Origin of the sequence: Mycobacterium pinniadriaticum (assembly GCF_026242045.1) — a bacterium.
In the GTDB taxonomy this organism is placed as follows: domain Bacteria; phylum Actinomycetota; class Actinomycetes; order Mycobacteriales; family Mycobacteriaceae; genus Mycobacterium; species Mycobacterium pinniadriaticum.
This window is the reverse complement of the sequence record NZ_JAPJDO010000019.1, coordinates 98,719-112,194: the sequence shown is the minus strand read 5'-3', so window position 1 is coordinate 112,194 and position 13,476 is coordinate 98,719. Positions and strand designations below refer to the sequence as shown.

Here is a 13,476-nt window from a genome sequence, read left to right as displayed (position 1 = left end):
GGCCCTGGCCCGCATGGAGATGAACAGCTTCTTCACCGAACTCGTCCCCCGCATCACATCCATCGAACTGGCCGGCGAACCCGAGTTGATGGCCACCACCTTCGTCGGCGGGATCAAACACCTGCCGATCCGCTACTCGCTGAAGTGAGAACGGCGGCCCGCTCGCGCGAATAGGCAGCGGTAGCGACCATCGACGGCGATAATTCCTCCTGAGTCGGGCTCAAGAGGGGAAGTGCGGACCATGAAAAGGCTGGCAGCGGCGCTGTTGAGCGCTATGGCAATGGCCGCGGTGCCGGTGGCGATCGCACCGGGCGCACACGCCGACGTGTGCGGTGACTTCGGGGGGCGTCACGTCGTCGTGGGTGGTTGTACCAATATCGCCACCGATGCCGTGGTAGGTGGTGCGGTGGCCGATGTCAACGACGCGGCCGCGCAGGCGGCCGCCGGTCAGCCGCCGTGCTACACGCCGCAGGGTATTCCGTACTACACCCCCGGCTCGGATCCCTGCTTCTGAGCCGCCCCGGTGAGGCCCGCTTGGATGCGGACCAACTCGCCGCCTTCGCCGCGATAGTCGAGCTCGGCAGCTTCGAGGCGGCAGCCGATCGACTGCACGTGACGCCCTCGGCGGTGAGCCAGCGCATCAAGACACTCGAGAAGCATGTCGGCCAGGTGTTGCTGGTCCGCGGAAAGCCCTGTGTGCCAACCCCAGCGGGGATACCGCTGCTGCGACTCGCGGCCCAGACCGCGATGCTGGAGGCGGAGGCCGTCGCCGAGATGACCGGGGGCGGTCAGTCGGCGGCGCGGCCGCGGATTGCGATGGCGGTCAACGCGGACTCGATGGTGACATGGTTCGCCGACGTGCTGTCCGGGCATCCCGATGTGCTGTTCGACATCCGCATCGAAGACCAGGACCACTCGGCGCGGTTGCTGCGCGAAGGTGTGGTGATGGGAGCGGTCACCACCGAACGCACACCGGTGCCGGGCTGCCGGGTGCGACCGCTCGGCGTGATGCGATATCTGCCGGTAGCCGGCGCCGACTACGTAAAGCGCCATCTGCCAGGCGGGTTCACCGCCGAGGCGGTCGCGCGCGCACCGTCACTGGCGTGGAATCGCGATGACGCGTTGCAGGATATGTTGGTCCGTAAAGTATTTCGCCGTGCCATCGATCGACCCGTGCACTACGTCCCGACGTCGGAGGGGTTCGGGACGGCGGTAAGAGCCGGACTGGGCTGGGGGATGTATCCCGAACAGTCGGCCGCGCCGGCTCTGGCCGACGGATCCTTTGTCGAGATCTGCGACGTCTACCTGGACGTTCCGCTGTTCTGGCAGTGCTGGAAGCTCGACAGTCCGCTGATGAACACCCTTACCGCCACCGTGCTGGCTGCGGCGGGGGGACTACGCCCACGTCGCTGAGGCGCGTTCCGGCCGGCGCCGGGCGATGCCCGCGTGCGGGTTCGAGTAGCCGGCTACCCGTGACAGCATTTCGCCATCAGCACGACACTGGCGATGTGACACGTCCGCATGCGGAACCGCCGCTCGCCCCCATCGTCGAGCTGCCGCGCGCCGATGCGGCCGGTCCCGACGAGTCCGCTGGGCAGGATGACGTCGGCGAACAGGTGACCATCGTCCTGCTCTGGTGAAGGTGAACGGCCGGTGTTGATCGGCTGAGCCTTTGGTTAACCATGTGGCATGGTGACATCCATGGCTGACGCCGCACGAACCGATATCCCGTCCGCGCACCGCACCCTGTTCGGGCATCCGATCGGTCTGGCCAACCTCTTCGGCGTCGAGCTCTGGGAGCGCTTCTCGTTTTACGGGATGCTGACCATCCTCGGGTACTACCTGTACTACTCGCTCACCGACGGCGGCCTGGCCCTGCCGAAGACCACCGCCACCGGCATCGTCGGCGCCTACGGCGGTCTGGTCTACCTGTCAACGGTGTTGGGCGGCTGGATCGCCGACCGCCTGCTGGGCATGGAGCGAACCGTGTTCTACGGCGGGGTGGTGGTCATGTGTGGCCACATCGCCCTGGCGGTGCTGCCCGGATTGACGGGCGTCGCCGTCGGCCTGGTGCTCATCGCACTGGGATCGGGAGCGCTGAAAGCCAATGCATCATCGCTGCTCGGCACGCTGTATGACGACGGTGACCCGCGCCGCGACGGCGGGTTCACGCTGTTCTACCTCGGAATCAATCTGGGCGCCTTCGTCGGTCCCCTGATCACCGGCCTACTGCAGACCAATCTGGGGTTCCACTACGGTTTCGGCGCCGCCGCGGTCGGCATGGCGTTGGGGCTGGCGCAGTACGTGGTATTCCGGCGCAATCTGGGCGAGCACGGCAGAACCGTTCCGCATCCGTTGTCGCACAGCGCGTTCTGGCGCACCACAGGTATCGCGCTGCTGATTCTGGCAGTCGTCGTGCTCGCGTTCTTCCTCGGTCTGATCACCCTGGCGAACCTGTCGCAGGTGACCACCGGGATCCTCGTCGTGGCCTCGATCGGCTACTTCGCGGTGATGCTGGGTAGCCCGAGTGTCCAGCCGCTGGAGCGGACCCGGGTGCAGGCGTTCATCCCGCTGTTCATCGCCAACGCGGTGTTCTGGTCGCTGTTCCAGCAGATCTTCACGGTGTTGGCGGTCTATTCCGACGAGCGGATCAACTGGTCCATCTTCGGGTGGACCGCACCGTCGAACTGGATCGGCTCGATCGAACCGGTGTGGATCATCCTGCTGTCACCGCTGTTTGCGGCGATGTGGACCAAGCTGGGCCGGCGAGCACCGACCACTCCACGCAAATTCGCCTATGGGGTCATCGGGATGGGATTGGCGTTTCTGCTGTTCCTGCCGATGGCGGGGTCGACCGGACGCAGCGTGCCCGCCCTCGTCGTGGTGGCGGTCATGGCGGTCTTCGCGGTGTCCGAGCTGATGCTGTCGCCAATCGGCCTTTCGGTCACCACCCAGCTGGCGCCCAACGCATTTCGGGCGCAGATGATGGCGCTGTACTTCTTCTCCGTCGGCCTGGGCACGGCGATGTCGGGCGTGCTGTCGGGGTACTACAGTCCCGACCACGAATTCGCCTATTTCGGCATTCTCGGTCTGGTCGCGATCGCCGTCGGCGTGATCGTGTGGGGGTTCGCGCCCCGGGTCAGCCGGCTGATGGAGGGGGTGCACTAAAGCGGCGAGTCGAGCACCCGGACCATTTCGGCACGCATCTCGACCTTGCGCACCTTGCCGGTGACGGTCATCGGGAAGTCGTCGACGACCCGCACGTAGCGCGGAATCTTGTAGTGCGCCAGCTTTCCGGACGAGAATGTGTGAACCGCGGCAGCATCGAGCGGAGCGGCGCCGGGGCGCATCTTGATCCACGCGCAGATCTCCTCGCCATACCGCGGGTCGGGCACACCGATCACCTGGACGTCGTCGATATCGGGATGGGTGTGCAGGAATTCCTCGATCTCCCTCGGATAGACGTTCTCGCCACCCCGGATCACCATGTCCTTGATCCTGCCGACGATCTGGCAGTACCCGTCGTCGCGCATGACGGCCAGATCACCGGTGTGCATCCAGCCCTCGTCGTCGATGACTTCCGCGGTCTTGTCCTCGTCGCTCCAGTAGCCGAGCATGACCGAGTAGCCCCGGGTGCAGAATTCACCCGTTTCCCCCCGGTCGATGAGTGCACCGGTGTCGGGGTCGACGATCTTGATCTCGACATGTGGATGCGCGCGACCGACGGTGCCGGTACGGCGGTCCAGGTCATCGTCGATCAGGGTCTGGCAGGACACCGGGGATGTTTCGGTCATGCCGTAGGCGATGGACACCTCCGACATGTTGAGCGCATCCAGGCAGCGCTTCATGATCTCCACCGGGCATGGGGCGCCCGCCATGATGCCGGTTCGCAGTGTCGAGACGTCGCGGTGTGCCAGGTCGGGGTGCCCGAGCATCGCGATGAACATCGTCGGCACCCCGTACAGCGCGGTGCAGCGCTCCTGTTCGACCGCGGCCAGGGTGGCACCGGGATCGAACCCGGCGGCCGGGATCACCATCGTGGCCCCGTGGGTGGTACACCCCAGATTGCCCATCACCATGCCGAAGCAGTGATAGAACGGCACCGGGATGCACAACCGATCGCCGGGGCCGAAGTTGATCAGGTCGGTGACGAAGAAGCCGTTGTTGAGAATGTTGCGGTGTGAGAGTACGGCCCCCTTTGGTGCACCCGTTGTGCCGGAGGTGTATTGCAGATTGATGGGATCTGACGGTGTCAGGGAGCCCATCCGGGAGCGCAGCTCCGCGGCGGATGTCCGGTCGGCGCGATGCCGCAGCGATTCCCAATCGGGGGAGTCCAAGAACACCACCTCGGCCAGGTCGGGCACCTCGGCGCGCACCTCGGCGACCATGCTCCGGTAGTCGGACGACTTGAATTCGCTGGCCGACACCAGCATTCGAACGCCGGCGTGCTGCAGGACATAAGCCAGTTCGTGCGTCCGGTAGGCGGGGTTGACGGTCACCAGGATCGCACCCACCTTCGCGGTGGCGTACTGCAGGATCGTCCATTCCGCGCAGTTGGGCGCCCAGATCGCGACCCGGTCACCCTTGTCGATACCCGAAGACATCAACGCTCTTGCCAGCACGTCGATTTCGCGGTTGAGCTCAGCGTATGTCCAGCGCCTGCCGGTGGGGACCTCGACCAGGGCGTCGACGTCCGGGTGCGCCGAAACGGTGCGCTCGAAGTTGGCGCCGATCGTCTCGTCCAGCAAGGCGACGTCGACGGGACCGGCCGCATATGACAGCGGCGCAGCGTGCCGCTCGCGCAGGATGGCCTTTTGCACCTTCCCGCTCGCATTGCGCGGCAGCGCGTCGACGAGCACGACCCGTCGGGGCCGCTTGTAGGCCGCGAGGTGTTCACGGCAGTGCGACTCGATCTCGTCGTCGGTCGGCGGAGCATTCCGATCGCGCGGCACGATCACCGCAAGCGGGGTCTCGCCCCACTTGGGGTCGGGCACCCCGATCACGGCCACCTCGACGACCTTCGGGTGGGCGGCCAGGACGTTCTCCACTTCGGCGCTGTAGATGTTCTCGCCGCCGGAAATGATCATGTCTTTCTTCCGATCGACCACATAGATGTAGCCGTCCTCATCCTGCCGTACCAGGTCACCGGAATGGAACCATCCACCGCGAAAAGCCTCTGCCGTCTGCGCCGGTTTGTTCCAGTACTCCCGCATCACCAGCGGACCCTGGTAGACGATCTCGCCGACCTCACCCGGTGCGACGTCGTTCATGTCGTCGTCGACTATGCGCGCCTCGACGTTGAGCATCGGGGTGCCGACCGAGCCGATCTTTGCGATCGCATCCTCACCACGCAGTAGGCAGGTGATCGGACTGCACTCGGTCTGCCCGAACGCGGCCACGATCTCCGCCCCTGGGAATGCCCCGATCATGCTCTGCAGCAACGTGGTCGACGCCGGAGCCGCACCCCACCAGACCCGCCGCAGATGCGACAGATCCCACTCGGCCAGGCCGTCCATCGCGCAGACGATCTGCCACTGCGCCGGGGTCATCCAGCATGAGGTCACCCGCTCCTCGACGATGGTGCGCACCGTGGCCTCGGCGTCGAATCCGCCCGACGGCGGAATGACGACCTTGCCGCCGGTGAGGAAGGCGGGCAACATCCCCGACACGCCTGCGGTGTGGAACAGCGGGGCTACTCCCAGCCAGCAGTCGTCGTCGACACGGTGGCCCAGCGTGGCGATCGAACTGAAGGCATGGAGATAGAGGTTGCGATGGGTCAGCACAGCGCCTTTGGGGAAGCCGGTGGTGCCGGACGTGTACACGATGAAGGCGGGGTCCTCGTCGGCGGTGACGACGTCGACGGGGTCGTCATCCGCCGCGGCGATGATCGACTGCAAGTCGTCGCCGATCGTGATGACGGTGTGTACCGAGTCCGTGGGTGTGCGGGCCGCTTCGAGGACGGGTGCCAGTCCGGCATCGACCACGACTGCCGTCGAACCGCTGTCGGCCAGCTGATAGGCGATCTCGTCGGCGACCAGGCGGAAGTTCAGCGGCACCACGACAGCACCCAGACGCAGTGTCGCGAACCAGGCTTCGACGAGTTCGAGGCTGTTGAGCCCCAGCACCGCCACCCGGTCGCCGCGGCAGGTCCCGCGTTGTGCCAGTGCGTTGGCGAGCCGGGTCACGTGTGCATCGATCTCACCGAAGGTGCCACGGCGGCGCGGGTCGGCGAAAGCGGGCTTGTCCGGACGGACCCGGGCGTGCCGGGCGAGAACGTCACTGAGGCTGATCCCCGTCGACGCGGACGTGGTCATCACTGGCTCCTTCACAGCCGTCGGCTATAGGCCGATCCGGTCGGCGAGCAGCGCCCGGTGCTGGGTGCTACTGCCGAAGAGTGCTTCGGTGGTCTTGGCGCGGCGTAAGTAGAGGTGCAGGTCGTGCTCCCAGGTGAAGGCGATGCCGCCGTGCACCTGGGTAGCCGTTCCGGCGCAGAGGGCGAACGTGTCGGCGGCCTGTGCCTTCACCAGCGGCGCGGCGACGGCCAGTTCACCGGGGTCGCCGGCGCGCATCGCCGCGAACATCACCGCGACTCTGGTGGCGTCGATTTCGATCGCCATCTCAGCACACATGTGCTTGACTGCTTGAAAGGTGCCGATGGCGCGATCGAATTGCTTTCTGCTGCAGGAATACTCCACGCTGAGCTGGAGACACGCTTCGGCGCCCCCGAGCATCTCGGCGGCCAGAAGCACCCGAGCGGTGTCCAGCACCCGCTCGAATTCACCCGGCGCCGCGTCGATCGGCTCCGCTTCCGCCTGCCGCAGGGCCACCCGCGCCACGGGCCGGGTGATGTCGAACGACGACAGCCGTTCGACCTCGACGCCGGCGGCCTCGGCGCTGACCACGTACAGCCCGACCTCGTCGTCGGTGCGCGCGGGGATGACGAACAGTCCGGCCACGTGGCCATGGAGGACCGGAGAGCATATCCCGTCCAGCACGATGCGGCTGCCGTGGCGGGTGGCCGACACGGTGGCCGACATCGGGTCGGTGACGCCGGCTCCGGTAGCCGCGAACGCCGCGACGAGCTCGCCGGTGAGCAGGCCCGGCAGTAGGCGATGACGCTGCTCCTCATTGCCCATGCTCAGCAGCGCTTGCACGGCGAACATGTGGGACGCCAGCGGGATCGGGGTCAGCGCGCGGCCGAATTCTTCGAACACAATCGCCAATTCGGACATCGTGCCGCCCACCCCGCCATACTGCAGCGGCACCGGCAGCCCGGGCAGTTCCAACTCACGGCACAGTCGCCGCCAGAGCTGTGCGTCGTGGCCGGATGCGCCGGCGATCTCACGTACACGGGATAGCGGCGCGGCGTCCCGCAGGAAGGCGCGCATCGAATCACGAAGGGCCAGTTGCTCGGTGTTGTACTGAAAATCCATGTCAGCGAGGCTCCTTCGGGAGTCCGAGCAGCTGCTCGCCGATCACATTGCGCTGGATCTGTGAGCTGCCGGCGTAAATGGTGGCGGCCCGGGCATAGAGCAGCTCGTCGAGCCAGCAGGCCGCCGAGTTCGGGGTGCCGGGCGCAGGGATGATCAGTGCGCCACCGTTTCCCGGACCGTCCGCGCCGAGCGCGTCGTCCCCGAGGATCTTCGCGGCGAGGTCGGTGCAACGGCGGAAGTACTCGCTCCAGATCACCTTGTTGATGGCCGCTTCGGCGCCCGGCCGCACGCCGTTCAAGAGCGCGGTCAGACCGCGGTAACCCTGGTATCGCAGTATCTGCACGCGCGAATAGCACCACGCCAGTTCGTCGCGGATGTGCGGATCGGTGTGCCGGCCGCGCTGCCTGGCGAGATGCAGTAGGCGATCCAGGTCGCGGCCGAACTCGATGGCCGCGGTGGTGATCTGGGATCCACGTTCGAAGCCGAGCACCGTCATCGCGGTGGCCCAGCCGCCACCGACCCCGCCGAGCACATCGGCGCCCCTGGCCCTGGCGTCGGTGAGGAACACCTCGGAGAACGAGGCATGCCCCGCCGCATTGACGATGGGCCGCACCACGACGCCGGGCTGGTCGACCGGCACCAGCAATATCGACAGACCCTTGTGCTTCGGCGCGGCCGGGTCGGTGCGGGCCAGCACGAAGATCCAGTTGGCGCTCGGCCCCGCCGACGTCCAGATCTTCTGGCCGTTGATTGTCCACTCGTCACCGTCGAGGACTGCCCTGGTCCGCACCGACGCCAGGTCCGAGCCGGCGTCCGGCTCGGAGAAACCCTGGCACCAGCGGTCCTCACCGGACAGGATGCGGGGTAAGAAGTGCTTCTTCTGTTCTTCGGTGCCCAGCGCGATCAGGGTGTTGCCCAGCAGGTCGATGCCCAGCATGTCGTTCTCTTCGCGTTCCGGCGCGCCCGCACGAGCGAACTCCTCGGCCAGCACCGCCTGTTCGAGCGCGGACAGCCCGCCGCCGCCGTACTGCTCGGGCCAGGAGACCGCTACCAGGCCCCGGTCGGCGAGGACCTTGCGCCACCGGTGCCGTAGTTCCTCGCGCTCGCCGGGAGGCAACGCACCCGGGCCGGTCCACTCCGGTGGCAGCTGTTCGGCCAGGAACGCCCGGATCTCGGCGCGGAATGTTTCTGCCTCGGCGGGATAGTCGATGTCCACCTGTGCTCCGCTCTTTCGACTCAGGGCCGGTGTTTGGCCGCGGGCAGGATCTCGGGAGCCAGTCGCCAGTCCTCGAGCCCGTCTTCGACGGTCCCGATGCCCAGCGGATTGCCATTGCGCTCGGCCCAGTGCGAGTGGTTGAGCTGATGCAGCGAGAAGCAGGCATCCAGGGCGGTGGCGAAACCCATGGCGTCCACGGTCTGGTTCACCGACTCCTTGATCAGCAGTGCCGCGACCGTCGGAACCTTGGCGATGCGGCGGGCGAACTCGATGGTTTGCGCCGACAGTTCATCGCCGGCGAAGACCTTGCTGACCATCCCGAGGGCGTGGGCGTCATCAGCGCTCAGTGAGTCGCCGGTGAGCAGCAGTTCTTTCGCCTTGCGCGGTCCGAACTCCCAGGGATGACCGAAGTACTCCACCCCGCACATCCCCAGTCGGGTGCCGACCACGTCGGCGAAGACCGTGTCCTGTGCGGCGACGATGAGATCGCAGCACCAGGTCAGCATGAGACCCGCCGACAGAACCAATCCGTGCACTTCGGCGATCGTGATCTTGCGCAGGTTGCGCCACCGCTTGGTGTTCTGGAAGAAGTAATGCCACTCCTGCCGGTGCCGGGCCTCGGCACCGGTGAGCGATCCCCCGTTGCATTGGTAGGTCGGGTGCTGACCAGGTCCTGGGGAGCGTTCCCGGACGTCGTCGGAGGAGCCGAGGTCATGGCCGGCTGAGAAGCAAGGGCCCGCCCCGCGCAGGATCACGACGCGCACGCTGTCGTCCTCTTCGGCTAGTTCGAACGCCGTGCCGAGCTCGACGAGCATTCCCCGGTTCTGCGCATTGCGCTGTTTCGGGCGATCAAGCGTGATCACGGCGATCCGGCCGTCCTCGATCACTTCGTAGCCGATGTAGTCGAAATGCTGCACGAATGCTCCCTCCTCTTGCTGCGCGTGGCCGTCGCTGATGCAGCACGCTACGCGGGAAATCGGCAAGATGTCCATAGTCAGTACGCTCATATCGAATCATGCGATTCAGTAAACAGGCAAGAAAAATGGATCTTGCATCCGATCAAGTATCTTGCTAGTACTGTGGTGTAAGTCGCAGTCGACGGATCAGATGCGCTTGCTCGACCACTACCGAGAGGGTTCAAGATGGAGATCGGAATTTTCCTCATGCCGGCGCATCCACCGGAGCGCAGCCTGTACGACGCGACCCAGTGGGACCTCGACCTCATCTCGCTGGCCGACGAGCTCGGCTATGTGGAGGCCTGGGTCGGCGAGCACTTCACGGTGCCGTGGGAACCGATCTGCGCGCCCGACCTGCTGCTGGCGCAGGCGCTGCTGCGCACCAAGAACATCAAGCTCGCTCCCGGCGCTCATCTGCTGCCGTATCACCACCCGGTCGAGCTGGCCCACCGGGTCGCCTACTTCGACCACCTCGCGCAGGGCCGTTTCATGCTCGGTGTCGGCGCCAGCGGCATTCCTGGTGACTGGGCCCTGTTCGACGTCGACGGCCAGAACGGCGAGCACCGCGAGATGACCCGCGAGGCACTCGAGATCATGCTGAAGGTCTGGACCGAGGACCAGCCGTGGGAGTTCCGCGGCAAGTACTGGAATGCCAACGGTATCGCGCCGATGTTCGAGGGCTTGATGAAGCGGCACATCAAACCCTTCCAGGCGCCGCACCCACCGATCGGGGTGACCGGATTCAGTGCGGGCTCAGAAACGCTCAAGCTGGCCGGCGAGCGCGGCTATCTCCCGATGAGCCTGGACCTCAACGCCGAATACGTTGCCACGCACTGGGATGCGGTCCTGGAAGGTGCCGCCCGCTCCGGGCGGACGCCGGATCGCCGGGACTGGCGACTGGTGCGTGAGGTCGTCGTCGCCGAGACCGACGAACAGGCATTCCGCTACGCCGTTGACGGCATGATGGGCCGCAATATGCGTGAGTACGTTCTGCCCACCTTCCGGATGTTCGGCATGACCAAGTTCTACAAGCACAATCCGTCGGTACCCGACGAGGACGTGACCCCGGAGTACCTGGCGGAGAACACCTTCGTGGTCGGTTCGGTCGAGACTGTGGTCGACAAGCTCGAAGCCACCTACGACCAGGTCGGCGGATTCGGCCATCTGCTGATCCTCGGTTTCGACTATTCCGACAATCCGGGCCCGTGGAAAGAGTCCATGCGGCTGCTGGCCGAGGAAGTGATGCCGCGGCTCAATGCGCGCATCGCCAAGAAGCCCGCGGCTTTGATCGTCTGACTTGAGGACGGGAGACATGCAGGTGGCTACAGACGTCCCAGCGATCTCCGTACGGTATTCGGACGGAACGTGCAAGACGATGCCGGTGCAGCCGGATCAGTCGATCCTGGAAGCCGCCGAGGAACACGGTATCGCGATCGTCAACGAATGCCAGAGCGGGATCTGCGGAACCTGCGTGGCCACCTGCGCCTCAGGCGATTACGAGATGGGCCGTACCGAAGGCCTGTCCGAGGTCGAGCGCGATGCCCGCAAGGTGCTGACCTGTCAGACGTACCCGAAGTCCGACTGCGTGATCAGCCTGCAATACCCGGCCGACGACAACGCGGCGCGGTTGGTCACCGGCACTGGCGTGGTGACCGCGGTGGAGCACGTATCGCCGAGTACGGCGCTGTTGCGCATCAACCTCTCCGGGATGGGCCCGCTGGGGTATCTGCCGGGGCAGTTCGCTCAATTGCAGGTGCCCGGTACCAACGTGTGGCGCAACTATTCCTATGCGCATCCCGCCGACGGACGCACGGAAGTGGAGTTCATCGTGCGGCTGCTGCCGCGGGGTGTGATGTCGGACTATCTGCGCGAGAAGGCCAAACCCGGCGACCGCATCGCCATGCGGTGCAGCAAGGGCGGTTTCTATCTGCGACCGCCGGTGCGGCCGGTGGTCCTGGTGGCCGGTGGCACCGGATTGTCGGCGATCCTCGCGATGGCGCAGAGCCTGGATGACGGGCACAGTGAGCCGATCCACCTCGTGTACTGCGTGTCCGAGGTCGAAGACCTGTGCAAACTCGACGAACTCGAGGCACTGAAGCGCCGGCTGCCGGGTCTGGAAGTGCACACCGCCGTCTCCCATCCGAACGACGCGTGGGACGGCCCGGTGGGCCGGGTCACCGATGTGCTCGACGCGCACATGTTCCACGGCGGCGACGCCGACGTCTACCTGTGTGGCCCGGCGGGCATGGTCGAAGCGACCCGGAAATGGCTGGACGCCAACGGTATCCACGGAACAGGGCTGTACTACGAGAAGTTCGTCGCCAGTGGGGCCGCGCGAAGGCGTACGCCGCCACGATTGGACTACGCCACGGTCGACCTGGCCGATGTTCGCCGGCGCGGGCGCGGGACCGCGGTGGTGGTAGGCGGCAGCATCGCGGGCATCGCCGCGGCCAAGGTGCTCAGCGAGACCTTCGACAAGGTCATCGTCCTGGAGAAGGATGCGCCGCACGCCCGCCGCGAGGGGAGGCCCGGTGCGGCGCAGGGTTGGCACCTGCACCACCTGCTCACGGCGGGCCGCATCGAACTGGAGCGGTTCTTCCCCGGGATCATCGACGACATGGTCCGCGAAGGGGCGTTCGACGTGGACATGGCCGCGCAGTACCGCATCCGGCTCGGCGGCACCTGGAAGAAGCCCGGCACCGGACCCATCCAGATCGTCTGCGCCGGCCGACCCCTGCTCGAGTGGTGTGTGCGGCGCCGCTTGGACGGCGAACCACGCATCAGCTTCCACTACGAGTCCGAAGTCGCCGACCTCGTCTACGACCGCGACAGCGACACCGTCATCGGCGTGGCCATCGACCGCGACGGCGGTGGACTCGAGGTGCTGCCGGCCGAATTCGTGGTGGACGCGTCCGGAAAGAACACGCACATCCCGGAGTTCCTGGACCGCATCGGTATTGGTGCGCCGGAAGTCGAGCAGGACATCATCAACTGCTTCTATTCCACGATGTTTCACAAGGTGCCACCGGAGCGGCAGTGGGACGACAAGGTGATGCTCATCTGCTATGCCTATCGGCCCTATGAGGACACCTACGCCGCGCAGTACTACACCGACAGCTCGCGCACCATCCTGTCCACGACACTTGTCGCCTACAACTGCTACTCGCCGCCGCGCACGGCTCAGGAGTTCCGCGAGTTCGCCAAACTCATGCCATCGGAGGTGGTGGGGGAGAACATCGACGGACTCGAGCCGGCCTCGCCGATCTACAACTTCCGCTACCCCAACATGCTGCGGCTGCACTACGAGAAGAAGCGCAACCTGCCGCGGGCGCTGCTCGTCGTCGGCGACGCATTCACCAGTGCCGATCCGGTGTCGGGGCTGGGTATGACGCTGGCGCTCAAGGAAGTTCGGGAGATGCAGCTGCTACTCGCCAAGTACGGGCCGACACATCCGGATCTGCCGCGGCACTATTTTCGCAAGATTGCCAAGCTGGCCGACACCGCCTGGTTCGTGATCCGGGAACAGAATCTGCGCTTCGAGTGGCTCAAGGACGTCGATAAGAAACGCCCCTTCTACTTCGGGGCACTGACCTGGTACATGGACCGGGTGATGGAGTTGGTGCATGACGATCCGGACACCTACAACGAGTTCCTCGCTGTCGTTCATCTGGTCAAACCGGCCGCCGCACTGATGACTCCGAAGGTGGCTGCCCGGGTGCTCGGCAAATGGGCACGGACGAGGTTGTCCGGGCAGAAGACTCTCATCGCCCGCAACTACGAGAACCGCACCATTCCGTCTCCGGACCACCTGGTCCAAACCGAGGAAATGCCAGTCGGTTTGGCAACAACCCGATCCCACTAGAGAAGAGGC

Annotated in this window: 10 protein-coding genes and 2 pseudogenes; 7 read left to right on the top strand and 5 right to left on the bottom strand. The window is 65.7% G+C overall.

All coding sequences use genetic code 11. The features are described 5' to 3' along the window. From ORI27_RS20245 to ORI27_RS20225, 5 genes and pseudogenes are all read left to right on the top strand, one after another. A pseudogene (locus ORI27_RS20245) lies at nt 1-148 on the top strand (cytochrome P450); the annotation flags it as partial. A gap of 93 nt (nt 149-241) precedes the next feature. After that, nucleotides 242-514 (top strand): hypothetical protein, encoded by a 273-nt coding sequence (locus tag ORI27_RS20240; RefSeq protein ID WP_265998710.1) that lies wholly within the window; start codon nt 242-244, stop codon nt 512-514. A 20-nt stretch (nt 515-534) separates the two neighbouring features. After that, the gene (locus ORI27_RS20235; protein WP_407666372.1) at nt 535-1,413 is read left to right on the top strand and encodes a LysR family transcriptional regulator ArgP; all 879 of its coding nucleotides are present in this window, start codon (nt 535-537) and stop codon (nt 1,411-1,413) included. Between the two features lie 95 nt (nt 1,414-1,508). Then, the gene (locus ORI27_RS20230) at nt 1,509-1,640 is read left to right on the top strand and encodes a hypothetical protein (RefSeq protein ID WP_265998711.1); all 132 of its coding nucleotides are present in this window, start codon (nt 1,509-1,511) and stop codon (nt 1,638-1,640) included. Between the two features lie 61 nt (nt 1,641-1,701). Then, nucleotides 1,702-3,168: a peptide MFS transporter gene (locus ORI27_RS20225; RefSeq protein ID WP_265998712.1), complete on the top strand. Its 1,467-nt coding sequence runs from the start codon at nt 1,702-1,704 to the stop codon at nt 3,166-3,168. On the opposite strand, the gene ORI27_RS33190 is transcribed toward ORI27_RS20225, so the two are convergent. The 5 genes and pseudogenes from ORI27_RS33190 to ORI27_RS20200 all read right to left on the bottom strand — a co-directional run bounded on the left by ORI27_RS33190 (nt 3,165) and on the right by ORI27_RS20200 (nt 9,566). Continuing rightward, complete coding sequence (locus ORI27_RS33190; protein ID WP_265998796.1) at nt 3,165-4,781, bottom strand: AMP-binding protein; 1,617 nt, start codon at nt 4,779-4,781, stop codon at nt 3,165-3,167. The genes ORI27_RS20225 and ORI27_RS33190 overlap by 4 nt on opposite strands. 18 nt (nt 4,782-4,799) lie before the next feature. After that, nucleotides 4,800-6,314: pseudogene (locus ORI27_RS33185) on the bottom strand (long-chain-fatty-acid--CoA ligase); the annotation flags it as partial. 24 nt (nt 6,315-6,338) lie between these two features. Further along, entirely contained in the window at nt 6,339-7,433 is a 1,095-nt protein-coding gene (locus tag ORI27_RS20210; protein ID WP_265998714.1) for an acyl-CoA dehydrogenase family protein, read from the bottom strand. A 1-nt stretch (nt 7,434) separates the two neighbouring features. Then, nucleotides 7,435-8,649 (bottom strand): acyl-CoA dehydrogenase, encoded by a 1,215-nt coding sequence (locus ORI27_RS20205; protein WP_265998715.1) that lies wholly within the window; start codon nt 8,647-8,649, stop codon nt 7,435-7,437. Between the two features lie 20 nt (nt 8,650-8,669). Next, a complete protein-coding gene (locus tag ORI27_RS20200; RefSeq protein ID WP_265998797.1) occupies nt 8,670-9,566 on the bottom strand; it encodes an enoyl-CoA hydratase in 897 nt (298 codons plus the stop codon). A gap of 225 nt (nt 9,567-9,791) precedes the next feature. Between ORI27_RS20200 and ORI27_RS20195 the strand changes: the two genes are divergently transcribed. Beyond that, on the top strand, nt 9,792-10,901 hold the full coding sequence (locus tag ORI27_RS20195) for an LLM class flavin-dependent oxidoreductase (RefSeq protein ID WP_265998716.1): 1,110 nt from the start codon (nt 9,792-9,794) through the stop codon (nt 10,899-10,901). A 16-nt stretch (nt 10,902-10,917) separates the two neighbouring features. Further along, a complete protein-coding gene (locus ORI27_RS20190) occupies nt 10,918-13,467 on the top strand; it encodes an FAD-binding oxidoreductase (protein ID WP_265998717.1) in 2,550 nt (849 codons plus the stop codon). The last annotated feature ends 9 nt before the right edge of the window (nt 13,468-13,476 follow it).

Coding starts and splice junctions, on each gene's coding strand:
- ORI27_RS20240 (WP_265998710.1), top strand. CDS start 242: ATGAAAAGGCTGGCAGCGGCGCTGTTGAGCGCTATGGCAATGGCCGCG.
- ORI27_RS20225 (WP_265998712.1), top strand. CDS start 1,702: ATGGCTGACGCCGCACGAACCGATATCCCGTCCGCGCACCGCACCCTG.
- ORI27_RS20210 (WP_265998714.1), bottom strand. CDS start 7,433: ATGGATTTTCAGTACAACACCGAGCAACTGGCCCTTCGTGATTCGATG.
- ORI27_RS20195 (WP_265998716.1), top strand. CDS start 9,792: ATGGAGATCGGAATTTTCCTCATGCCGGCGCATCCACCGGAGCGCAGC.
- ORI27_RS20190 (WP_265998717.1), top strand. CDS start 10,918: ATGCAGGTGGCTACAGACGTCCCAGCGATCTCCGTACGGTATTCGGAC.